This is a genomic window from Massilia sp. CCM 8734 (genome assembly GCF_011682155.1).
GTDB lineage: Bacteria > Pseudomonadota > Gammaproteobacteria > Burkholderiales > Burkholderiaceae_D > Telluria_A > Telluria_A rubra.
In genome coordinates, this window is record NZ_WHJI01000006.1 from 205,129 (window position 1) to 227,618 (window position 22,490).

Here is a 22,490-nt window from a genome sequence, read left to right on the forward strand (position 1 = left end):
CTAGTCCTGGTGAAAGTAGATATCGACGATGAAGATCGTCGCCTGGCCCGCTTCCAGCGTCCAGGTGGCGTCGCCATCGAACAGCACCGCATCGTAGCGCACCATGCCGAACCGTTCATCGTCGCTGCTCACCTCCAGGCTGTCGCCTTCGGCCAGGAACAGGATCGTCAGGTCGGCGCGCGTGGCAAAGCCGGACATGCCCGACAGGCTGCGCTTGCCCAGCTGGTGGGAGCAGCGCGAGCGACGCGTCATGACGTTAAAGTCCGTGGTCGGCTGCGCGCCGACGGTGGCGACGACCTGCGCTTCACCGGCAAATTCGAGCACCGGCTCGTCGTCGCTGAGCACAAAGCGGCCGTCGCCCTCGATATCGAGCGTCACGCCCGGGCCGTCGACCAGCGCCAGGGTGCGGTCGATGCCCTCGAAGACCGAGAACGGCCCGCTGCTGGCGATGGTGGCCAGGCTGATGCGCCAATCGAAAGAGTCGAGTCCCGCGTGCAGCGGCGAGAGCGCGATTTCGGTGGTGCTGCCGCCGCCGTTTTTCCACGGGGACGCCACCAGGCTGGCGTAGGGAATCAGGATCGTCATGGTCGTAGCTTGCGCAGTTGGGCGATGGTCTGTTTGTAGCGCTGCGCAATCGCCGTTTGCGCAATGTGCTCGCGATGGCGCACGACCCAGCGGCCGCCCACCATCACATCCCTGACCAGATTGTCGTTCCCGCAGAAGATAAAACTACCCAGCACATCGTCCGCGCCGATACCGGCCAGATTCGGATGCTCGCTGTCGAGCACCAGCAGGTCGGCCCGTTTGCCCGCCGCCAGCACGCCCACCGGGCGTCCGCTGGCCAGCGCGCCGCCCTGCAAGGCACTTTGCCACAAAAAGTCGCCCACGCGGCGCTGCGCTGGCGAAGCCGCCACGTTGCGCTTCTGGTGCAGCAGGCGCTGGCCGTATTCGAGCCAGCGCAACTCTTCCACCGGCGACTGCGACACGTGGCTGTCGCTGCCGATGCCGATGCGCCCGCCGGCGGCCAGGAAGGGCGCGAGCGGGAACAGGCCGTCGCCCAGGTTGGCCTCGGTGGTCGGGCACAGGCCGGCCACCGCGCCGCTGGCGGCCAGCGCCGCGACTTCGCCATCGTCCAGGTGGGTGGCGTGCACCAGGCACCAGCGTGCATCCAGCGCGACGTTATCCATCAAATAGCGCACGGGGCGCTGGCCGGTCGCCGCCAGGCATTGTTCGACTTCGCCCTGCTGCTCGGCGATGTGGATGTGCAGCGGACGGCCCGCCGGCAGCGCCGCCAGCAGCTCGCCGATCTGGCCCAGCGACGCGGCGCGCAGCGAATGCGGCGCCACGCCAACTTCGACCTGCCTGCCGCGCAAAGGTTCGAGCGCCTCGACGATGCGCAGCACGTCGGCGGTATCGCTGCGAAAGCGCTGCTGCTCGGGCGCGAGCGGCTTGTCGCCGAAGCCGGCGTAGCTGTACAGGACCGGCAGCATGGTCACGCCGATGCCGGTCATGTGCGCGGCGGCGACCACGCGTTCGGCCGTTTGCGCCGGGCGCGCGTACAGCGCCCCGGCCTGGTCGCGCTGCACGTAATGAAATTCACACACCGAAGTGTAACCATGACGCAGGCATTCCGAAAACAGCTGCGCGGCGATGGCCTCGATATGCTCGGGCGTGATGTTATGCGCGAAGCGGTACATCAGCTGGCGCCAGGTCCAGAAACTGTCCGGCCCGTCCCCGGCGGTTTCGGTCAGGCCGCCGAGGGCGCGCTGGAAGGCGTGCGAATGCAGGTTGACCATGCCGGGCAAGACGATGTCGGCCAGCGGCTGACCGGCGTGCACGGCGCCCGGCGCGACCGTCAACAAGGTGCCGCCCGCATCCCATTCGAGCAGGACATTGCTCTCCCATCCGTGCGCCAGCAAGGCGTGGCGCGCGAACAGGGCGGACGGCTCGCTCATCGCCCCACTCATGCGCGTACCCAGCCCACGGCCGCGTCGGTCAGCTTGCGCAGCAGCGGCTGGACCTCGGCCGCGACCTCCGGCCGGTAGGCGAACGGCGCGCTTTCATCCATGTACAGCACCTGGCACATCTCCAGCTGGATCGCGTGCACGTTGACGTCGGGCTGGCCGTAGTGGCGCGTGATGTAGCCGCCCTTGAAGCGGCCATTGACGGCGACCGAAAAACGCTCCTGCGCCTGCGCCACCTTGAGCACGGCATGTTCGAGTCCCGGCGCGCAGGAAGTGCCCTGGGCGCTGCCGAAATTGAGGTCCGGCAGGCGGCCCTGGAAAAAGCGCGGCACCCTTGATGCGATCGAATGCGCATCCCACAGCACCACCTTGCCGTGCAGCGCCAGCAGGCGGTCGATTTCGCCGCGCAGCTGGCGGTGATATGGCTGCCAGTAGCGCACCAGCCGTCCGCGCACGTCGTGCTCGTCGGGCTCGCGGCCATCCTGGTACAGCGCCGTGTTGGCGAAGGTATCGACCGGACAAAGCCCGGTCGTATCGAGCCCCGGATACAGATTGGTGTCTTCGGGCGGGCGATTGAGGTCGATCACGTAGCGCGACCAGCGCGCCGCCAGGGTCGAAGCGCCCATCTCTCCCAGGAAGCCATACAAGCGGGCCAGGTGCCAGTCGGTGTCGGGACGGGCCAGCGCGTCGGGCGACAGGCGCGCGGCGATGTCGTCCGGGATATCGGTGCCCACGTGCGGCATCGACACCAGCAAAGGAATACTGCCCGCCTTGAAGTCAAAATCCATGATCGCCCACCTTTACTTTTTTTGCATGTTGGCCTGCTTGGTTGGCCTGATTACCAAGTCAAGTGTACAGCCCCGCGAACAGCGGCTTGCAGGACACACTCAACTCGCCGTCCAGCACCATCTGGCGCGCCGCCTCGATATCGGGCGCGAAGAAACGGTCGGCATCGAAAAACGGCACCTTCCGGCGCAATTGCTGGTGCACGTGCTCCAGGTGCGGCGAGGAGGTGAGCGGCCGATGGAAATCGATCCCCTGCGCCGCCGCCAGAAGCTCGATGGCGACAATCACCGCCGTATTGTGCGCCATCTCGTCCAGGCGGCGCGCCGCGAACGTCGCCATGCTGACGTGGTCTTCCTGGTTGGCCGAAGTGGGCAGGCTGTCGACGCTGGCCGGATGCGCCAGCGACTTGTTTTCCGACGCCAGCGCGGCGGCGGTGACGTGGGCGATCATGAAGCCCGAATTGACGCCCGGCTCGCGCACCAGGAATGGCGGAAGGCCCGATAAAGTGGCGTCGATCAGGAGCGCGATGCGGCGCTCGGCCAGGCCGCCGATTTCGGCGATCGCCAGCGCCAGCGTGTCGGCCGCAAAGGCGACCGGCTCGGCGTGGAAATTGCCGCCCGAGATGATCTCGCCCGTGTCGGCGAAAATGAGCGGATTGTCGGTCACGGCATTCGCCTCGATCAAGAGGGTGCGCGAGACGTTGGCGATCAGGTCCATGATCGCGCCCATGACCTGCGGCTGGCAGCGCAGGCTGTACGGGTCCTGCACGCGCTCGTCGCCGACCAGGTGCGAAGCGCGGATCGCGCTCGACGCCACCAGCTGGCGATAGATGGCGGCGGCCGCGATCTGACCCGGCTGGCCGCGCACTTCGTGCACGCGCGCGTCGAACGGCGCGTCGCTCCCCTTGGCCGCGTCCAGCGACAGCGAACCGGCCACCATGGCCGCTTCCAGCAAGCGCTCGGTCATGAACAAGCCATGCAGCGCCAGCGCGGTCGAGACCTGGGTGCCGTTGATCAGCGCCAGGCCTTCCTTGGGGCCGAGCACCACCGGCGCGATGCCAGCCGCCTTGAGGGCGTGGGCCGCTTCCATCAACTGGCCGTTGACGCGCACCTGGCCCACGCCCAGCATGGCGAGCGTCATGTGCGCCAGCGGCGCCAGGTCGCCCGAGGCGCCGACCGAGCCCTTGGCCGGAATGGCGGGAATGATGCCGGCGTTGTACAGCGCGATCAGGGTGTCGATGATGAGCGGGCGCACGCCCGAAAAGCCGCGCGCCAGGCTGCCGATTTTCATCAGCACGATCAGGCGCACCACCGCGTCCGACAGCAGCGCGCCGGTGCCGACCGAGTGCGACAGGATCAGGTTGCGCTGCAGTTCTTCCAGCTTTTCGTCGGGAATGCGGGTCTTGGCCAGGATGCCGAAACCGGTGTTGATGCCGTAGGCGGCGTCGCCTTTGGCGACGATGGCGTCGACCGCCGCGGCCGAGGCCAAGATGGCCGGGTAAGCCGATGGCGCCAGCGTCAGCGCGCCCGGTGCGGCCCAGACGGCGCGCAGGTCGGCCATGCTCATGGCGCCGGGAGTGAGGGTCCAGCCTTTGTTCGAAGTCGTGTTCATGTTTGCTCTGGTCAGATATGCGTGGGTCGGAATGTTGCCCGTTACGGAAGCATCGGCAGGTTCAGGCCATTGCGCTTGGCGCAGGCCACCGCCGTCTCGTAGCCGGCGTCGGCGTGGCGCATGACGCCCGAGCCGCTGTCGTTGACCAGCACCCGCGCCAGCCGCCTGGCGGCGGCGTCGGTGCCGTCGGCCACGATGACCACGCCCGAATGCTGCGAGTAGCCCATGCCGACCCCGCCGCCGTGATGCAGCGAGACCCAGGTGGCGCCGCCGGCGGTATTGAGCAGCGCGTTCAGGAGCGGCCAGTCGGAGACGGCGTCGGTGCCGTCGCGCATGGCTTCCGTTTCGCGATTCGGGCTGGCGACCGAGCCGGTATCGAGGTGGTCGCGACCGATGACGATGGGCGCTTTCAGCTCGCCCGTGCGCACCATTTCATTGAAGGCCAGGCCGGCGATGTGGCGTTCGCCCAGGCCCAGCCAGCAGATGCGCGCCGGCAGGCCCTGGAAGGCGATGCGCTCGCGCGCCATGTCGAGCCAGTGGTGCACCTGTTTCTGCTCCGGGAACAGCTCCTTGATCTTGGCATCGGTCTTGTAGATATCTTCCGGGTCGCCCGACAGCGCCACCCAGCGGAACGGACCGCGTCCTTCGCAGAACTGCGGGCGGATGTAGGCCGGCACGAAACCGGGGAAGTCGAAGGCATTCGCCACGCCCTGGTCCTTGGCCACCTGGCGGATGTTGTTACCGTAATCGACCGCCTTCACGCCCATGGCGTGGAAGTCGAGGATCGCTTGCACGTGCACCGCGCATGACGCTTGCGCGTCGGCGGTCAGGCGCGCGTGCTGCGCCGGGTCCTTCTGGGCGGCCTTCCACTGTTCAACCGTCCAGCCGCGCGGCAGGTAACCGTTGATCAGGTCATGCGCCGAGGTCTGGTCGGTCACCATGTCGGGCACCAGGCCGCCCGCTTTGGCGCGCCGCACCAGCTCCGGCAGCACATCGGCCGCGTTGCCCAGCAAGCCGATCGACACCGCTTCGCGCGCCGCCGTGTGCTGGGCGATCAGCGACATGGCGTGGTCGATATCGGTGGCCTGCTTGTCGAGGTAGCGGGTGCGCAGGCGGAAGTCGATGCTGCTTTGCTGGCACTCGATATTGAGCGAGACCGCGCCGGCGAAGGTGGCCGCCAGCGGCTGCGCGCCGCCCATGCCGCCCAGGCCCGCAGTGAGAATCCAGCGTCCGCCCCAGTCGCCGCCGAAATGCTGGCGGCCTGCCTCGGCGAACGTTTCGTACGTGCCCTGCACGATGCCCTGGGTGCCGATATAGATCCAGCTGCCGGCGGTCATCTGCCCGTACATGAACAGGCCCTTGCGGTCGAGTTCATTGAAGTGCTCCCAGTTGGCCCACTTGGGCACCAGGTTCGAGTTCGCGATCAGCACGCGCGGCGCGTCGGGGTGGGTCTGGAACACACCGACCGGTTTGCCGGACTGGATCAGCAAGGTCTGGTCGTCTTCCAGTTCGCGCAGGGACGCGAGGATCTGGTCGTAGCAGGCCCAGTTGCGGGCCGCGCGGCCGATGCCGCCGTAGACCACCAGGTGCCTGGGATTTTCCGCCACCTCCGCATCCAGATTATTCTGGATCATGCGGTAGGCCGCCTCCGTCAGCCAGCTTTTGCAAGAGCGTTCGGTGCCGCGCGGGGCGCGGATCGTGCGGCTGGCGTCGAAGCGGGGATCATCATCGAAACTGGTCGGATCGGTGGTCATGGCATCTCCTTCAAGAGTTTAGGGGCAGGCGCGTGCGCAAGCGCCACGCGAGCCGTACAGCTTCAAAGTCTAAGTTGTATATACAACCAAGTCAAATCATTTATGCGCCCTTGCGAACGCCCCCTTCCAGGCTTACTCTTTCTTGAACACCTGGCGGCCCGCGACCCAGGTTTGCAGCACGCCGACCTTGTGGATATCGGCTGCCGGCATGGTGAACAGGTCCTGGTCGACAACGATGAAATCGGCCCACTTGCCCTTTTCCAGCGAGCCGGTGGATTGTTCCTGGTGGCCGGCGTATGCCGCATCGAGCGTAAAGCAGCGCAGCGCTTCCTTGAGCGTCATGGCCTCGTTGGGGTACCAGCCGGCGGCCGGCTGGCCTGCCGCATCCTGGCGCGTGACGGCCGCGTGGATGCCGAAAAACGGGTTGGACGACTCGACCGGGAAGTCCGAACCGCAGGCGATGCGCGAGCCTTGCTTGAGGAAGGTGCGCCAGGCGTAGGCGCCCTTGATGCGTTCGGGGCCGACGCGCTGTTCGGCCATGTTCATGTCGGAGGTGGCGTGGGTCGGCTGCATCGACGGCACGATGCCGATGGTCTTGAAGCGCGCGATATCGGCTGCGGCGACGACCTGCGCGTGCTCGATGCGGTGGCGCAGGGCGGCGCCGCCCTTGCCTTTGTAGCGTGGGATCAGCTGCTGGTAGCCGTCCAGGATCTGGCGGTTGCCGGCGTCGCCGATGGCGTGCACGTTGACCTGGTAGCCGCGCCGCATGGCCTTGTCCATCATTGCGTAGATATCGGCGTCCTGGCGGAACAGCAGGCCGTGCGACTTGGGCTCGTCGCTGTAGGGGGCGATCAGGGCGGCGCCGCGGCTGCCCAGGGCGCCGTCCGAATACAGCTTGACCGCGCGCAGCGCATACAGGTCGTTGGCGTAGGTCGTGAGCGGGCCTTTGGCCGAGAGCTGGTCGAAGTCGGCGCCGGCGTCGCCGATCATGCCGTACACGCGGGCGGTGAGCTTGCCCTGGTCGGCGTAGCTGCGGTAGAGCGCATCCTGGCTGACGTTGATGCCCGCATCGTGCACGCTGGTCAGGCCCATTTGCGCAATCTGCTTGAGGGCGCGCTCGAGGACCACCCGGGCCTGGGCGTCGGACTGCTTGGGCAGGACCTTGGCGACCAGGTCCTGGGCGGCGTCGATCAGCACACCGGTGGCATTGCCGTCGACGTCGCGCACGATCTTGCCGCCGGCCGGGTCGGGCGTGTCTTTGGTGACGCCGGCCAGTTGCAGGGCGCGCGTATTGGCCCAGCCGGCGTGGCCGTCGACCCGTTCGAGCCAGATGGGGCGGTCGGCGACGGCGCCATCGAGTTCGGCGGCGGTGGGGAAGCGGCCCAGCTTCCAGATTTCCTGGTTCCAGCCGCGTCCGCGCAGCCAGGCGTGCGAGGGATTGGCGCGGGCGTACTCGGTGGCCGCGGTGAGGGCGTCGGCCAGGGTGGCGCTGCCGGCCAGGTCGAGCTGGGTGAGCATCTCGCCGAGGCCGAATACATGGCCGTGGGCGTCGATCAGGCCGGGGAGGACGGTTTTTCCCTGCAGGTCGATATGACGCGCCTTGGGCGCCTTGGCGCGGGTGTGGGCGGCGCTGCCGACGGCCAGGATGCGGCCCTTGTCGTCGAACGCCAGGGAAGTGAAGCGCAGCAGCTCATTGCGGCTGTTGAGGGTATAACCGTTGGCGTTATCGAGGACGGTGTCCGCCTGCGCCGGCGCGAGCGCCGCGAGGGCGGCGAGGATGGCGAGGCAGCACTGCAAAGGGATCGGGCGCATCATTTCTCCATTCGGTGGGCAAGACCAAAGTGTAGCGCGCTTTGCCTGGTCGTCAACTTGTTGCTCGACCGCTCTCCCACCGGGGTCAGAGCTTTTATTAGCAACTAAATTCTCGATTGCATGAACTTGTTTCCACCGGGGTCAGAGCTTTAACTAGCAATAAAGTCGCACCCAATTGATGCAACACCATAGTCGAGCCGCCTCAAGCGATACGCTGATTGAGCCCGTTTATGCCCAACCTTCTTTCATGAGTGCCTTATGCCGCGCCGACCCCGCTTGACCGTCCCCGACATCCCGCTTCACATCATTCAACGAGGCAATAATCGCCTGCCCTGCTTTTTTACTGAAGCGGACTATCTTGTGTATCTCGACATGCTCCGTCTTTCCGCGCAGCAGGCAGGATGTCGTGTGCATGCATATGTACTGATGACCAACCATGTGCATTTACTGGTATCTCCGCAGTCATGCTCATCACCCGCCATCATGATGAAGGCGCTGGGGGAGCGCTACGTTCCGTATGTCAATCGGCGTCGTAGCCGCACCGGGACGCTGTGGGAGGGACGATATCGGTCATGCCTGGTCCAGGACGCTCAATATTTGTTTGTATGTCAACGCTACATCGAACTGAACCCAGTGCGGGCTGGCATGGCGACTCACCCGCTGGACTACCGGTGGTCGAGTTATCAAGCGAACGCGTACGGGGAAAGAAACAATATTATCGAACCACACATTCTCTATGATGCCCTCGGAGCCGAGCGGTTCGAACGCGAACTCAGGTATCGCGCACTGTTCGAGGAAGAAATGCCTTGGGAAATGGTCGAGCAGCTACGCCATGCGACTCATCAGAACGCTGTTTTTGGAAGCGAGGAGTTCATTGATCAGATGGCGATTGCCAGCGAAAACGATGTAATGCCAAGGCGAAGAGGACCGCGTCAGGACTAGTCTGCGGACAATCATTTCCAATAAATGCTCTGACCCCGGTTATAAGAATTTTGATCACGACCGTAGGAATAATATGGAACAGGCGCAACAATTACCAATTAAAGCTCTGACCCCGGTTGTAGGACTATTCGGCGTCGTGGAAGATGATGCCGAGCGTGTGGCGTTGCCCGGAGCGCAGGCGGCTGACGCCGTGGCGCATGGCGACGCGGTACACGCCGCGCGTGCCGTTCACCGGCCTCTGGTTCACCGGAAAAATCACGGCGTCTCCCTGCCCCAGCCCCACGACCTCGACCCGCGATTGCATTCGCGGACGCTGTTCGGTCAGCACGAATTCGCCTCCCGTGAAGTCTTCCCCCGGCCGCGACAGTAACACCGCCACTTGCAAGGGAAACACGTGTGCGCCGTACAGATCCTGGTGCAGGCAGTTGTAGTCACCCTCGCCGTAGCGCAGGATCAGCGGCGTGGGCCGCTCCTGCCCGGCCGCGTGGCAGCGCGCCAGAAACTCGGCATGCCGCGCCGGAAAGCGCGCGCCGGTCCCCATCGCTTCATGCCAGCCGTTGGCAATGCGCGCCAGCGGTCCATACAGCGCTGCGCGCAGCGCGGCAAGGCCTTCGGGCAGCGGATACGCAAAGTAGCGGTACTCGCCGCGCCCGAAGCCGTGCCGCTCCATCACCACCCGGCTGCGGTAGCGCGCCTGGTCGTCGTACGCGCCGGCATAGGCGCGGCAAGTCGCGGCGTCGAGCATGCCCTTGACGACCGCGCAGCCGTGCGCATCGAGGTCGATGCCGACCTGGCCCCAGTCGAGCGCAGCCACGCCGGGATTCACGCCCCACCCCCGCCTTCGCTCTCGCGATCGAGCAGGATGCGCTTGCGCTCGACACCCCAGCGGTAGCCGGACAGCGCGCCGTCCGTGCGCACCACCCGGTGACAGGGGATGGCGACGGCCACCGGATTGGCGGCGCAGGCCCCGGCAATGGCGCGAGCGCCGGTCGGCATGCCGATGCGCGCGGCCAGTTCGGCGTAGCTGACGGTCTGCCCGGCCGGGATCTCGCGCAGGGCTTGCCATACGCGCTGCTGGAAGGCGGTGCCGCGCACGTCGAGCGGCAGGTCGAGCCCCACGCCGGGCGCTTCGACCAGGCCGACCACGCGCGCCACTGTCGCCTCAAAACCAGCGTCGGCGCCGCGCAGGTCGGCGGCGGGGAAGCGGTCTTGCAGGTCGCGCGCGAGCAGGTCGGGGTCGTCGCCGATCAGGATGGCGCAGATGCCTTTGTCGGTGGCCGCGACCAGGATCGCGCCGAGCGAGCAGGCGCCGATGGCGAAGCGGATCACGGCCCCGCTGCCGCCGGCGCGCCAGGCGGTGGGGGTCATGCCGAGGCGCGCGGGGGCGCTGGCGTAAAAGCGCGCGCTGGAGTTGTAGCCAGCCGCGTAGATGGCTTCGGTGACGCTGGCGGCGCCGGCCAGCCCAAGATCGACCCTGCCGGCGCGGCGCGCGGCCGCATATGCCTTGGGGGTGATGCCGGTGTGCTGCTTGAAGATGCGGTGAAAATGAAAACGGCTCATGCCGCAGGCGCCGGCCAGGCTGTCGAGGTCCGGCTCGGCGTCGCTGGCGTCGATCAGGCGGCAGGCGTGCGCCACCATCTGCGCGTGGCGCTCGGCCAGCGGCGGCTGGTCGGGTTTGCAGCGCAGGCAGGGACGAAAGCCGGCCCGCTCGGCGGCGTCGCCGCTGGCGTGGAAGGCGACGTTGGCGCGCAGGGCGGCGCGCGCCCCGCACGAGGGCCGGCAGTACACGCCGGTGGTGCGCACCGAGTAGTAAAAGCGGCCGTCGGCGCCGGCGTCGCGCCGCTGCACGGCGGCCCAGCGCGCGTCGTCGTTGTCGTCGCTTGCGCCGGCGGTATGGTCGGTAACGATTGTGTTCATTGCTGGTTTCATGGCTGTGCTCCCGCTGTGGTTCGCGATCGAGTTCGCAGGCACCCATCGTAGGCGACGCGGCCCGGGCTGTCATCCCGGTGCTTGCTTTTGAATCCGGACGCGCGGCCACGGTGCTAAAATCGGTTTTTGAGCCGGCCTTCGGAGAGTAGTTTGGAACAGCAGATTGCGCAAGATACGACGCCGATTTTCCAGCGCATCAAGGATTATCTGCTCGGCGAGATCGCCGCCGGCCGCTGGAAGGAGGGCGATGTGGTGCCGTCCGAGCAAGCCCTGGTGCGCCAGTTCGGGGTCTCGCGCATGACCGTCAACCGCGCCGTGCGCGAACTGACCGCGGAACAGGTGCTCACCCGCCGCCAGGGGTCCGGCACCTTTGTCGCTCCGCAAAAATACCAGGCCACGCTGGTCGAGATCAACAGCATCGCCGACGAGATCCGCGCGCGCGGCCACGCGCACCGCAGCAGCCTGCACCTGCTCGAAAAGGGCCGCGCCAGCGAGCTGCTGGCGCGCCAGTTCGAGCTGGCGCCCGGCCAGCCGCTGTTCCATTCGGTGATCGTGCACTTCGAGAACGAGGCGCCGATCCAGGTCGAGGACCGCTGGGTCAATCCGGCTTGCGCGCCCGCCTACCTGGCCCAGGATTTTTCGGCCATCACGCCCAACGAGCATCTGATGAAGGCCGCGCCCCTGCAGAGCGCCAGCTACAGCATCGAGGCCCTGCCCGCACCGCGCGACATCGCCAGCATGCTGGCGGTCGGGCCGCGCCAGTGCTGTCTGGTGCTCAAGCGGCAGACCAGGGCCCTCGGCCAGGTCGCGTCGGTCGTGACAATGTGGCATCCCGGCCAGCTGTATCAGTTCACCGGCAAGGTCGGCTGAGCGGGACAATCGCACCCGCGCGGCAGAAATACGACACTTTTACCCGCACGATAGGCGAAGATTCCGGTTGGTAAATTCTGTGCGTCAAAAAATGGCTACTATGGAGCTTAGCCTAAACCTCTTCCGATGGCCGCGCCATGCCCGTTCCGACCTCGTTCACCCGCCCCCGCGCCGCGCTGCGCCGCTGGCGTGCGTGCGCGCTGTTGGCAGCGGCGCTGGCCGCGAGCGAGGCGCTGGCGCTCGAAAAGGTGGTGGTGCAGCTCAAATGGCAGCACCAGTTCCAGTTCGCCGGCTATTACGCGGCCCAGGAGCAGGGGTTTTACCGCGAGGCGGGGCTGGAGGTGACCTTGCGCGAGGCCGAGCGCGGCGACGACGCGGTGTCGGCGGTGACGTCGGGCGCGGCCGAGTACGGCGTGGCCAATACCAATTTGCTGGTGGCGCGCGGGCGCGGCAAGCCGGTCGTGGTGCTGGCGTCGGTGTTCCAGCATTCGCCGGCGGTGCTGCTGGTGCGCGCCGACGCCGCCGGCCAGCCGCAGCTGCCCGCCAGCGGCACGGTGATGATTTCGTCGAACAGCGTGGAGCTGCTGGTGTTCATGAAGAAGTTCGGCCCGCCGCTAGCTAACTATGCGCAAATGCGCCACAGCTACAACGTGGGCGACCTGGCCAACGGCCGGGTGGCGGCCATGTCGGCCTTCAGCACCGACCAGCCTTACCTGCTCGAACGCGAACATGCGCGCTTTGCCACGCTCACGCCGCGCGCGGCGGGCATCGATTTTTATGGCGACCTGTTGTTTACCAGCGAGGCCGAGCTGCGCGAGCATCCGGCGCGCGCAGCCGCCATGCGCGCGGCCACCCTGCGCGGCTGGCAGCACGCGCTGGCGCACCAGGCCGAGACGGTGGACCTGATCCGCGCGCGCTATCCGCATCGTCTCAGCCGCGAGCACTTGCTGTACGAGGCGCGCGGGATCGTGCCGCTGATCGAGGCCGACATGCTGGAACCGGGTTACAGCAATCCGGCGCGCTGGCGCGCCATCGCCTCGGCCTACGCCGGCCTGGGCCTGCTGCCGGCCGATTTTTCGCTCGATGGTTTCCTGTACCAGGAGGCGCGGCCCGATGCGCGCCTGGCCTTTCCCGGCGTATTGCCGGCGCTGGCGCTGCTGGCGCTGCTGCTGGTGGCCGCCGCGGCCTGCTTGCGCGCGCACCGCCTGGCGGCCTCGCTGCGCGCCGAACGCGCCCTGCTGGCCGACACGCGCGTGCAGTTGGCCGGCAGCGAGAACCTGCTGCGCTTCGCGCTCGATGGCTCGGGCCACGGCACCTGGGAGTGGACCCAGCACAGCGGCGAGCTGGCCTTGTCGGCGCGCTTCAAGGAGTTGCTGGGCTATGCGGCCGATGAATTCGCGGTCGATTTCAACGCTTGGCTGCTGCATGTGCATCCGGAGGACGTGGCGCGCCTGAAGGGCGACCTGTCGGCCTGCCTGAAGTCGCCGGCGTCAAGCAACAATGTGCTGGCGTGCGAGTTCCGCATGCGCTGCAAGGATGGCCGCTGGAGGTGGATGCTGGGACGCGGCATCGTGCTCGGCCGCGACGCCGGCACGCCCGCGCTGCGCGTCTCCGGCACCATGGCCGATATCGGCGACCGCAAGGAAGCCGAGGAGGCGCGCGTGCGCGCCGTGCTCGAAGCCTCCCCCGAGGCCATGCTGATCCTCGACGCCGATGGCCGCATCCGCTACGCCAACCATTTGTGCGCGAGCAGTTTTGGCTATGCGGTGCAAGCGCTGGTCGGCATGCCGGCCGAGCGGCTCGCGCCCGGCGTGCGCGAGCCGGGCGCGCCGAACCGGGTGATCACGGCGCAGCGGCGCGACGCCAGTCAGTTCCCGGCTGAAGTGAACCGCACGCCGATGCTGTCGCAGGGGCATAAGCTGACCATCGTGTCGCTGCGCGACATCAGCGAACGCCAGCGCGCCGAGCAGGCCCTCAAGGCGCTGGCGGCGCGCCTGCACGAGATTTTGCAGATGATGCCGATCGGCCTGTATATCAAGGATGCCGAGGGCCGCGTGACCTTGATGAACAGCGCCTGCGAGACCCAGTTCGGGCTGGCGCCGGCGCAGTTGGGCGGCGACCAGCCAGGCTTGCAGGGCACGCTGAGCGCGCGCGAGCGCGAAGCCTTTGCCGGCGGCGTCATGTTGGACGATGTGGAGACGGTGTACAACGCGCGCCTCGAACGCGAGCTGCATGTGCGCACCATCCGCAAAACCGTGTGCAACGAGCAGGGGCTGTGCGAGTACCTGATCACGATGATGGTCGATATCAGCGCCAGCATCGGCACCGAGCAGCAGCTGCGCGAATTGAACGAGCACCTGGAAGAGCGCGTGCAGCAGCGCACCGCGCAGCTGGACCAGGCCAAGAAGGTGGCCGAGGAAGCGAGCATGGCCAAGGGCCAGTTCCTGGCCAATATGAGCCACGAGATCCGCACGCCGATGAATGGCGTGATCGGCATGGCTTATCTGGCGCTCAAGACCGACCTCAATCCGCGCCAGCGCGACTACATCGAAAAAATCCGCTTCGCCGGCGAGCACCTGCTGGGTATCATCGACGATATCCTCGATTTTTCCAAGATCGAGGCGGGCAAGCTGGAAGTGGAGATGGTCGCGTTTACGCTCGACCATGTGATCCAGACCCTGTCGACCGTGGTCGCGCCCAAGGCGGCCACCAAGGACCTGGCGCTGGTGTTCGAGCTCGATCCGGCGCTGCCGCCCGCGCTCCAGGGCGATCCGCTGCGCCTGGGCCAGGTGCTGATCAACTACACCCACAATGCGATCAAGTTTTCCGACAGCGGCAGCATCACGATCCGGATCGACAATATCGACGACCGCGCGGACGATTGCCTGCTGCGCTTCCAGGTGCGCGACAACGGCATTGGCCTCACGCCCGAGCAGACGGCCAAGCTGTTCCAGTCGTTCCAGCAGGCCGACACCTCGACCACGCGCGAATACGGCGGCACCGGCCTGGGCCTGGCGATCTGCAAGCAGCTGGCGCAGCTGATGGGGGGCGATGTCGGCGTCGAGAGCCATCCGGGCAGCGGCAGCTGCTTCTGGTTCACCGCGCGCGTGGGCAAGCTCGATCCGGCCGCCGTCGGCGCGGGCCGCGGCCAGGAGCCGCATGCGAGCGCCGGCGCGCGTGCGCCCGGCCAGGACGCGCTGCTGCGCGGCGCGCGCATCCTGCTGGTCGAGGACAATACCTTCAACCAGCAGATCGCCCTCGAAATGCTGGAGGAAGCCGGCTGTGTGGTGTGCCTGGCGCAAAATGGCCTGGAAGCGCTCGACCTGCTGGCCAAGACCGGTTTCGACGTGGTGCTGATGGATGTGCAGATGCCGGTCATGGACGGTTTGCAGGCCACGCGCCTGATCCGCCTCGACCCGCGCCTGGCCGGCCTGCGCGTGCTGGCCATGACGGCCACGGCCACCAGCGAGGACCGGGCGCGCTGCATGGAGGCGGGCATGGATGATTTCATCAGTAAACCAACCCAGCCGGCGCTGCTGTGCGAGGTGGTGGCGCGCTGGCTGCCCGCGCGCGCGCCGGCAGCCGCGCCGGCGCCGGCGCTGCCGGCCCAGCCGGGCTTTCGCACGGTGGCCGGCGACCCGGAGGTGATCGACCTGACGGTGCTGGCCAAGCTGCTCAGCTATAACCAGGACAAGGTGCGCAAGTTCGCCTTCAAGTTCCTGCAGACCACCCAGGCCGGCTTCGAGGAGATGGAAGCGGCGCTGGCGGCCGGCGACATCGCCCGCGTGCGCGAACTGGGGCACCGCATCAAGTCGTCGGCGCGCACCGTGGGGGCGATGGGCATGGGCGAGCTGTGCCTGCGGCTGGAAAACCTGGCGCACGGCAGCCCGGCCACCGAACGGGCCGAGGCGAAAGCCCTGGTCGCGCAGCTGTGGCCGCTGCTGGCGCGCATCACCGAGCAGATCATGCAGAACACCACTTTTGCCAGCGACGCCTAAAAAAACGTGCGCACGGCTGCCGTTGGCGGGCATTCTCCATGATAATAGTGGCGCAGGCGCTACAAAATTGACGCAGCGCTGCCGATAACGACAATAACAGCCGCTAAAGACAACCATGGACGAGCCCGTAACACAGGCCCCGCCGCCACGCATCCGCGTGCTGCTGCTGGACGATGATCATTTCATGCTGGAACTGCTGACCGACATGCTGGCCGATCTGGGCAACAGCGGCGGCGGCGCCGGCGGCGGGGTGGCCGCCTTCGAGGTGCGCACCGAATCGGATGCGCGGCGCGCCCTGGCCAGCCTGGCGCTCGATCCCCCGGCCCTGTTGATCTGCGACCTGTCGATGCCGGACATGGATGGCATCGAGTTCATGCAGGCGGCCGCTGCGGCCGGTTTCGGCGGTGGCGTGATGCTGCTCTCGGGCATGGACAGCGGCGTGCGCAAGGCGGCCGAACGGCTGGCCAGGGCGCACGGACTGAACGTGCTGGGCGCCTTCAAGAAGCCGATCAGCGCCCTGGAATTGCAGGCCGCGCTGGGCCCGCTGCTGGGGCCGGCGCAGGACCCGGATGCGCCCGGACACGAGAATTTGTACAATCCCTCTCCCGTTTCGGGAAAATAGGTTATTATTTCGGCTAAATCCCCGCCTGATACCCTCTGCCGCCCTTCCCTATATTGAATTTGTGCACACCGTCACCACCATAGTGTTGCAAGATAAAAAGGAACTGGCTGGTGATAGCGATGGTCCCCGAAGCAGGGTCGGCTTATCCTCCAGGCGTTATTGACCCCCTACCTCATTTAGAGGAAAACATGAGCGAAAATATTAAATACATTAGCGATGCATCTTTCGAAGCGGACGTCCTCAAGTCGGACCGTCCCGTGCTGGTCGACTTCTGGGCTGAATGGTGCGGTCCGTGCAAGCAAATCGCTCCGATCCTCGAAGAAATCAGCCAGGAATACGATGGCAAGGTTGTCATTGCCAAGATGGACGTCGACGCCAACCAGCAGGTTCCCGCCAAATTCGCCATTCGCGGCATTCCAACCCTGGTTCTGTTCAAGAACGGTGTTGAAGCGGCCCGCATGGTCGGCAACAACGGCAAAGGCAAGCTGACCGCTTTCCTCGACAGCAATATCTGATTGTTAGTACAATGTGACGTCGGCGCGCCCGCGCTGCCGTCTTGTCCGGCCGGGAAGCGAGTTGGCCTTGACTGACTTCTTCCCAGATGATTAACCCACGCAGTTCCCTCCCCTACCTTTACTTCCCGTCACGGGACTCAACTCATGCACTTATCTGAACTGAAGGCCATGCACGTCTCCGCACTATTGGAGATGGCGATTGGCCTCGATATCGACAACGCAGCCCGCCTGCGCAAACAAGAACTGATGTTCGCCATTCTCAAGAAGCGCGCGAAATCGGGCGAACAAATTTTTGGCGACGGCGCTCTCGAAGTGCTGCCGGACGGCTTCGGCTTCCTGCGCTCGCCGGACGCCAGCTACATGGCATCGACCGACGATATCTATATCTCGCCGTCGCAAATCCGCCGCTTCAACCTGCATACCGGCGACTCGATCGAAGGCGAAGTGCGCACCCCGAAAGACGGCGAGCGCTATTTCGCGCTGGTCAAGGTCGACAAGGTCAATGGCGAATCTCCGGAAGCGAGCAAGCATCGCATTCTGTTCGAGAACCTGACCCCGCTGCACCCGAACGAGCCGCTGCGCCTCGAGCGCGAAATGAATGGCCAGGAAAACATCACCGGCCGCATCATCGACCTGATCGCCCCGATCGGCAAGGGCCAGCGCGGTTTGCTGGTGGCCTCGCCAAAGTCGGGTAAATCGGTGATCTTGCAGCACATCGCGCATGCGATCACGGCGAACCACCCGGACTGCACCCTGATCGTGCTCCTGATCGACGAACGTCCTGAAGAAGTGACCGAGATGCAGCGCTCGGTGCGCGGCGAAGTGGTTGCCTCGACCTTCGACGAACCGGCCACGCGCCACGTGCAAGTGGCCGAGATGGTGCTCGAAAAGGCCAAGCGCCTGGTCGAAATGAAAAAAGACGTAATCATCCTGCTCGACTCGATCACCCGCCTGGCGCGCGCCTACAACACCGTCATCCCTGCCTCGGGCAAGGTCTTGACCGGTGGTGTGGACGCCAACGCGCTGCAGCGTCCGAAGCGTTTCTTCGGTGCGGCGCGCAATATCGAAGAAGGCGGCTCGCTGACCATCATCGCCACCGCCCTGATCGAAACCGGTTCGCGCATGGATGACGTGATTTACGAGGAATTCAAGGGCACCGGCAACATGGAAGTCCACCTCGAGCGCCGCCTGGCCGAGAAGCGCGTGTATCCGGCGATTAACCTGAACAAATCGGGCACCCGCCGCGAAGAGTTGCTGATCAAGGCCGACCAGTTGCAGAAAATCTGGATCCTGCGCAAGTTGCTGTACTCGATGGACGAGATCGAAGCGATGGAGTTCATCCTCGACAAGATGAAGGCTACGAAGAACAACAATGAGTTCTTCGACATGATGCGGCGCGGCGGGTAATTCCCGTTCGCAGCATCGACAGGGAGGACAGCTGCGGCTGTCCTTTTTCGTTTCTGGCGACGGCGGCGGCGCATGAAGCGTATTCCCAGCGCAACACCGGGGTCTGACCCCTCCCCCTCTCGACAAGATGAAGGCCACGAAGAACAACAATGAGTTCTTCGACATGATGCGGCGCGGCGGGTAATTCCTGCGCGTAGCATCAACAAAGGACAGCTGCGGCTGTCCTTTTTCGTTTCTGGCAACGGCGGCGGCGCATGAAGCGTATTCCCAGCGCAATACCGGGGTCTGACCCCGGTTGTTCCCTTGGGGGTCAGACCCCGGTGTTGCGCTGGGAATACGCCAGGATGGGGATTTCGGTGACTTCGGTGCCACCGGGGTCTGACCCCTAACAGAAAAACCGGGGTCAGACCCCTCAAACCGAGATCTGACCCCTCCCCGTGAAAAGCTGTATAATCGCCGGTTGCAGTATTTAACCCCTGGCAAGTGAGCGGCAATCGGGTCACGAGGCAAGACGACCGACGAAGTGCAGTTTGGCTACCAAACTAACCGAGGCAAGACCATGCGTAAAGATATCCATCCAGAATACCGCGACGTTGTTTTCCACGACCTGTCGTGCGATTTCAAATTCGTTACCCGTTCGACCATCCAGACCCGCGAAAAAATCACCCACGAGGGCGCAGAATACCCACTGGTGAAGATCGAGGTCTCGGCTGAATCGCACCCGTTCTACACCGGCAAGCACAAAATCGTCGACACCGCCGGTCGCGTCGAAAAGTTCCGTCAGAAATTTGGCGCCGTCGGCTCCAAAACCGCGGTTGCAAACGGCTAAGTTTTTGCCGTGCATACCTAAAAAAGCAGCCCCCGGCTGCTTTTTTTTCGTTGATACTACGTCTTTTCCCCATTGCCGATGCCCCCGTTATCGATGAAACCCGTCCGTCTTTCCGCCGCCGCCACCCTGGCCCTGCCGCGCTGGGCCTTGTTTGCGCTGGGCCTGCTGTACATCTTGCCCGGCCTGATCGGACGTGCCGACTGGAAAGATGATGCCGGCAGTTTCGGCATCATGTGGACCATGGCCCACGGCGGCTTGGCCGACTGGCTGCTGCCCAATATCGCCGGCATGCGCGTGCCGGACGACGGCCCGCTGGCCTTCTGGCTGGGGGCGCTGTGCATCAAGCTGTTCGGCGGCCTCATGGGCGACATGATGGCGGCGCGCATGTCGACCATCGGCATCTTTTTGGCCGGCACGGCCTCGGTCTGGTGGACCGCCTTCCACCTGGGCCGGCGCCAGGATGCGCAGCCGCTGCGCCTGGCCTTCGGCGGCCAGCCCGAACCGGACGACTATGGCCGCACCCTGGCCGACACCGCCGCCCTGATCTATCTCGGTTGCCTGGGCCTGCTGATGTTCAGCCACGAAACCCTGGCCGTCACCCTGCAGGGCGGCCTGGTCGCCTATTTCCTGTACCGCGCGGTGCGCTATGTGGAAGCGCAGACGGTGCGCAATGCCGTCCTGATCGGCCTGTCGCTGGGCGCGCTGGTGCTCACGCGCGGCCTGCTGACCCCGATCACCCTGCTGCTGGCCCTATTCGCGTGCACGCGCTTTTTGTCGGTGCCCTTGAACCCGACCCTGCGCCACCTCGCTCTGGCGGTGCTGACGGCGCTGGCGATCGCCATGCTGTGGGTGCTGCCGGCCGTGTCGATCCAGCCGTACGGCGTCAATCCCGTGAGCGGCTGGCTGGCCTGGACCGCGAACCAGATCGGCCTGCCGAGCTGGATCTCGATCAAGACCTTCTTCCGGGTCGGGATCTGGTTCTTCTGGCCGGCCTGGCCATTCGCCGGCTGGGCCATTTACGCGTGGCGCCGCCAGGACCACCTGCTGCATATCGTGCTGCCGCTGTTTTTCGTCGGCGCGCTCACCTTGCTGATCCTGTGCGATCCGCTGCCGGAAAACGGCGACCTGCTCAAGCTGCTGCCGCCGCTGGCCATCATGGCCGCGTTCGGGCTGCCGACCATGAAGCGCGGCGCCATCAACGCCATCGACTGGTTCTCGGTGATGGTGCTGACCATGCTCGGCGCGATCGTCTGGCTGTTCTGGATCGCCAAGCTGACCGGCTGGCCGGCGCAGCTGGCCAAGAACGCACTCAAGCTGCTGCCGGGCTTCCGCCCGGAAGTCGAGGTGCTGGCGTTCGTGGTGGCGCTGGGGGCGACCATCGGCTGGATCGCGCTGGTCCACTGGCGCATCTCGCGCCAGCCGGCGGTGCTGTGGCGCGCCGTGGTACTGTCCTCGGGCGGCCTGATTTTGCTGTGGGTGCTGCTCATGACGCTGTTCCTGCCCGACTTCAATTACAGCAAGAGCTACGCGGTCGTGGCGCGCCAGATCGCCGCCTCGCTGCCGCCCGATGCCGGCTGCATCAATTCGAACGTGGGTGCGCCGCAGCGCGCGTCGCTGGCGTTTTACGGCAAGCTGCCGTTCGATCAAATCGGCGCCGGCAAGTGCGACCTGATCCTGCTGCAGGACAGCGTGAAGGTGCACGACGAGCGCGAATCGGCCAAGCCGCCGCCGGGCGCCGAGTGGCGCTTGCTGTGGGAAGGCCGGCGCGCCGCCGACCGCGACGAGCGCTTCCGCCTGTACCAGCGCGCGCCCTGAGCCCGAGGGTCTGAAGCCACTGGCCTGGCAGGTTCAGGCGGCGGCGAACACCTCCGGCAAGCGTGCGCACGCGCGCCGACAACTGCTGCTTGTGCCGATACTGCACGCTGATCGCATCGGCCGCGGCGCCATGCCCGGCAAGACCACCTTGCGCGCCGTCGGCGGCTAAGCGCGGAAGTAAGCGCACGCTTACCCGGTACAGCGCCGCATCAGCCACTCCACCGGTCCAAGCGCGAAGCGGCGGCGCCACAGGTGCGCGCACAGGATCGCGACGGCCGAAAAGACCAGCGCACTGTCGATCGCGAAGGCGAGCGTGCGGCCATTGAGCAGGCCAAGCGCTTCGAGCACGCCCATGCCGACGACGACGTGGGCGATGTACAGGGTGAGCGCGAGCTGGCCGGTATGCACCAGGGGCGTGAGCAGCCGCGCGTTGGGCCAGCGCTGGCCGATCCAGACGCAGGCCGCGAGCACCGCCATGGCGTCGCCGGCGGCGGCGATCCAGTACAGCGGCAGCGGCGGCAGCGGGCCGGATGACCACAGGTGCTGCCAGATGCCGCTGGCCGGCGCGGCAAACAGGGCGCCGATCAGCATCGCCGATTCAGCCGCGACGCCCATCGCAAGGCCGCCGATGAAGACCCGCTGCAGCGCCTTGGGCGATTGCAGGTCGACGCGGCCGAGGGCCATTCCCAGCAACAGGAAGCCGGCCCACGGGAACACCGGGTGAAAGCCGTTGAAGAACAGGTTGCGCAGAAAGCCGGTTGGCGTCCAGAAGCCGGCGTAGGCGAGCGTATCCCAGTTCCAGCCGGCGCCGTAGTCAAACAGCGCGGCCAGCAGGACGAAGCCGGCCAGCATGGCGGCGGCGGCGGCCAGCACGGCGCCGCTGCGCCACGACAGCGCGAGCGCGCCGATGACCATGTAGGCGCCGTAGTAGTGGAGGATGTCGGCCGGCCAGACCTGCACATACAGCAGGCCGGCGACGAACAGGAAGGCGGCGCGTTTCAGGATGCCGCTGCGGACGGCGCGCAGTGCGGCCACGTCGCCGGACTCGCGCGCCCGCTTCGACAGCAGCGACAGGCCGATGCCGGCCAGGACCACGAACAGGGCCGAGGCGCGTCCGTCGAGCGCGTCGAAGATCGCCAGCCACCATGGCGCGTCGGGCGCGCTGGCGTGCATGACGACTTTGAAATTGACGATCACCATGCCGATCACGGCAAGGGCACGGGCCAGGTCGAAGCCGACGATGCGTTGTTTCATAAATGGTCACATTGAAAAAACCATAATGTAGCATGGGGGTTGGCGCCTGTTGAAAACGGCGTTTCGATCAGCGTGGCTTATCAGTCGTCGTCGTTTTCGAACCGCTGATCAGGTCTCACAAGTTCCGGAACCAACGACAGCGGCGTGTGTCTGAACAAGACGATGACAAGGTGGAGGCAGCCGTCGGGATGCTCAATGCGATCGGCGGCATCAGCGTGATGACCTTCGTACCCAACAACGCAACGCCAACAGCGGCTGAAATTAGCGCACGCCGTCCTCCGCCAAGACTGGGGCGATGCGGGCTTGTCGAGGTCCGAAACCCACCCCGGCCTGGCGTGACCTTGTCGCCCAAGGTGCGCCCAGGCGGGCGCCAAATGCGAAA

General features: G+C 65.9%; 17 protein-coding genes. 8 read left to right on the forward strand and 9 right to left on the reverse strand.

The features are described from left to right. The 6 genes from F2P46_RS08475 to F2P46_RS08500 all read right to left on the reverse strand — a co-directional run bounded on the left by F2P46_RS08475 (position 1) and on the right by F2P46_RS08500 (position 7,930). The gene (locus F2P46_RS08475; RefSeq protein ID WP_166887485.1) at positions 1-585 is read right to left on the reverse strand and encodes a HutD family protein; all 585 of its coding nucleotides are present in this window, start codon (positions 583-585) and stop codon (positions 1-3) included. Continuing rightward, complete coding sequence (locus F2P46_RS08480; RefSeq protein ID WP_166887487.1) at positions 582-1,955, reverse strand: formimidoylglutamate deiminase; 1,374 nt, start codon at positions 1,953-1,955, stop codon at positions 582-584. The genes F2P46_RS08475 and F2P46_RS08480 overlap by 4 nt, the downstream gene beginning before the upstream one ends. Positions 1,956-1,963: 8 nt before the next feature. Next, entirely contained in the window at positions 1,964-2,752 is a 789-nt protein-coding gene (gene hutG / locus F2P46_RS08485; protein WP_166887489.1) for an N-formylglutamate deformylase, read from the reverse strand. 58 nt (positions 2,753-2,810) lie between these two features. Further along, positions 2,811-4,361 (reverse strand): histidine ammonia-lyase, encoded by a 1,551-nt coding sequence (hutH, locus tag F2P46_RS08490; protein ID WP_166887491.1) that lies wholly within the window; start codon positions 4,359-4,361, stop codon positions 2,811-2,813. A 41-nt stretch (positions 4,362-4,402) separates the two neighbouring features. Continuing rightward, positions 4,403-6,115 (reverse strand): urocanate hydratase, encoded by a 1,713-nt coding sequence (gene hutU / locus F2P46_RS08495; protein WP_166887493.1) that lies wholly within the window; start codon positions 6,113-6,115, stop codon positions 4,403-4,405. A 132-nt stretch (positions 6,116-6,247) separates the two neighbouring features. Further along, positions 6,248-7,930, reverse strand: coding sequence for an amidohydrolase (locus F2P46_RS08500; RefSeq protein ID WP_368737897.1), 1,683 nt, complete (start codon positions 7,928-7,930; stop codon positions 6,248-6,250). Positions 7,931-8,203: 273 nt separating this feature from the next. Between F2P46_RS08500 and F2P46_RS08505 the strand changes: the two genes are divergently transcribed. Further along, the gene (locus F2P46_RS08505) at positions 8,204-8,869 is read left to right on the forward strand and encodes a transposase (RefSeq protein WP_229509164.1); all 666 of its coding nucleotides are present in this window, start codon (positions 8,204-8,206) and stop codon (positions 8,867-8,869) included. A gap of 124 nt (positions 8,870-8,993) precedes the next feature. Here the strand turns inward: F2P46_RS08505 and F2P46_RS08510 are convergent, their stop codons facing one another. Together F2P46_RS08510 and ada are read right to left on the reverse strand one after the other, a co-directional pair. Continuing rightward, a complete protein-coding gene (locus tag F2P46_RS08510) occupies positions 8,994-9,695 on the reverse strand; it encodes a 2OG-Fe(II) oxygenase (RefSeq protein ID WP_368737898.1) in 702 nt (233 codons plus the stop codon). Further along, complete coding sequence (gene ada / locus F2P46_RS08515) at positions 9,692-10,786, reverse strand: bifunctional DNA-binding transcriptional regulator/O6-methylguanine-DNA methyltransferase Ada (protein ID WP_208296543.1); 1,095 nt, start codon at positions 10,784-10,786, stop codon at positions 9,692-9,694. Before ada ends, F2P46_RS08510 begins: the two co-directional genes overlap by 4 nt. A 162-nt stretch (positions 10,787-10,948) precedes the next feature. Here ada and hutC point away from each other — a divergent pair, with 162 nt between their 5' ends. The 7 genes from hutC to F2P46_RS08550 all read left to right on the forward strand — a co-directional run bounded on the left by hutC (position 10,949) and on the right by F2P46_RS08550 (position 20,854). Then, positions 10,949-11,668 (forward strand): histidine utilization repressor, encoded by a 720-nt coding sequence (gene hutC / locus F2P46_RS08520; RefSeq protein WP_166887501.1) that lies wholly within the window; start codon positions 10,949-10,951, stop codon positions 11,666-11,668. 137 nt (positions 11,669-11,805) lie between these two features. Further along, positions 11,806-15,666, forward strand: coding sequence for an ABC transporter substrate-binding protein (locus F2P46_RS08525; protein ID WP_166887504.1), 3,861 nt, complete (start codon positions 11,806-11,808; stop codon positions 15,664-15,666). A 115-nt stretch (positions 15,667-15,781) separates the two neighbouring features. Continuing rightward, positions 15,782-16,288, forward strand: coding sequence for a response regulator (locus F2P46_RS08530; protein ID WP_166887507.1), 507 nt, complete (start codon positions 15,782-15,784; stop codon positions 16,286-16,288). A 188-nt stretch (positions 16,289-16,476) separates the two neighbouring features. Then, positions 16,477-16,803 carry a thioredoxin TrxA gene (gene trxA / locus F2P46_RS08535; RefSeq protein ID WP_126076315.1) on the forward strand — a complete coding sequence of 109 codons (327 nt, stop codon included), beginning with the start codon at positions 16,477-16,479 and terminating at the stop codon, positions 16,801-16,803. Positions 16,804-16,947: 144 nt separating this feature from the next. Next, positions 16,948-18,210 carry a transcription termination factor Rho gene (gene rho, locus F2P46_RS08540; protein WP_054268339.1) on the forward strand — a complete coding sequence of 421 codons (1,263 nt, stop codon included), beginning with the start codon at positions 16,948-16,950 and terminating at the stop codon, positions 18,208-18,210. A gap of 559 nt (positions 18,211-18,769) precedes the next feature. Continuing rightward, positions 18,770-19,039: a type B 50S ribosomal protein L31 gene (locus F2P46_RS08545; RefSeq protein ID WP_054268338.1), complete on the forward strand. Its 270-nt coding sequence runs from the start codon at positions 18,770-18,772 to the stop codon at positions 19,037-19,039. 93 nt (positions 19,040-19,132) lie between these two features. Next, a complete protein-coding gene (locus F2P46_RS08550) occupies positions 19,133-20,854 on the forward strand; it encodes a glycosyltransferase (RefSeq protein ID WP_166887509.1) in 1,722 nt (573 codons plus the stop codon). Positions 20,855-21,043: 189 nt separating this feature from the next. Here the strand turns inward: F2P46_RS08550 and F2P46_RS08555 are convergent, their stop codons facing one another. Next, on the reverse strand, positions 21,044-22,108 hold the full coding sequence (locus F2P46_RS08555; protein ID WP_166887512.1) for a DUF418 domain-containing protein: 1,065 nt from the start codon (positions 22,106-22,108) through the stop codon (positions 21,044-21,046). Positions 22,109-22,490: the final 382 nt, after the last annotated feature.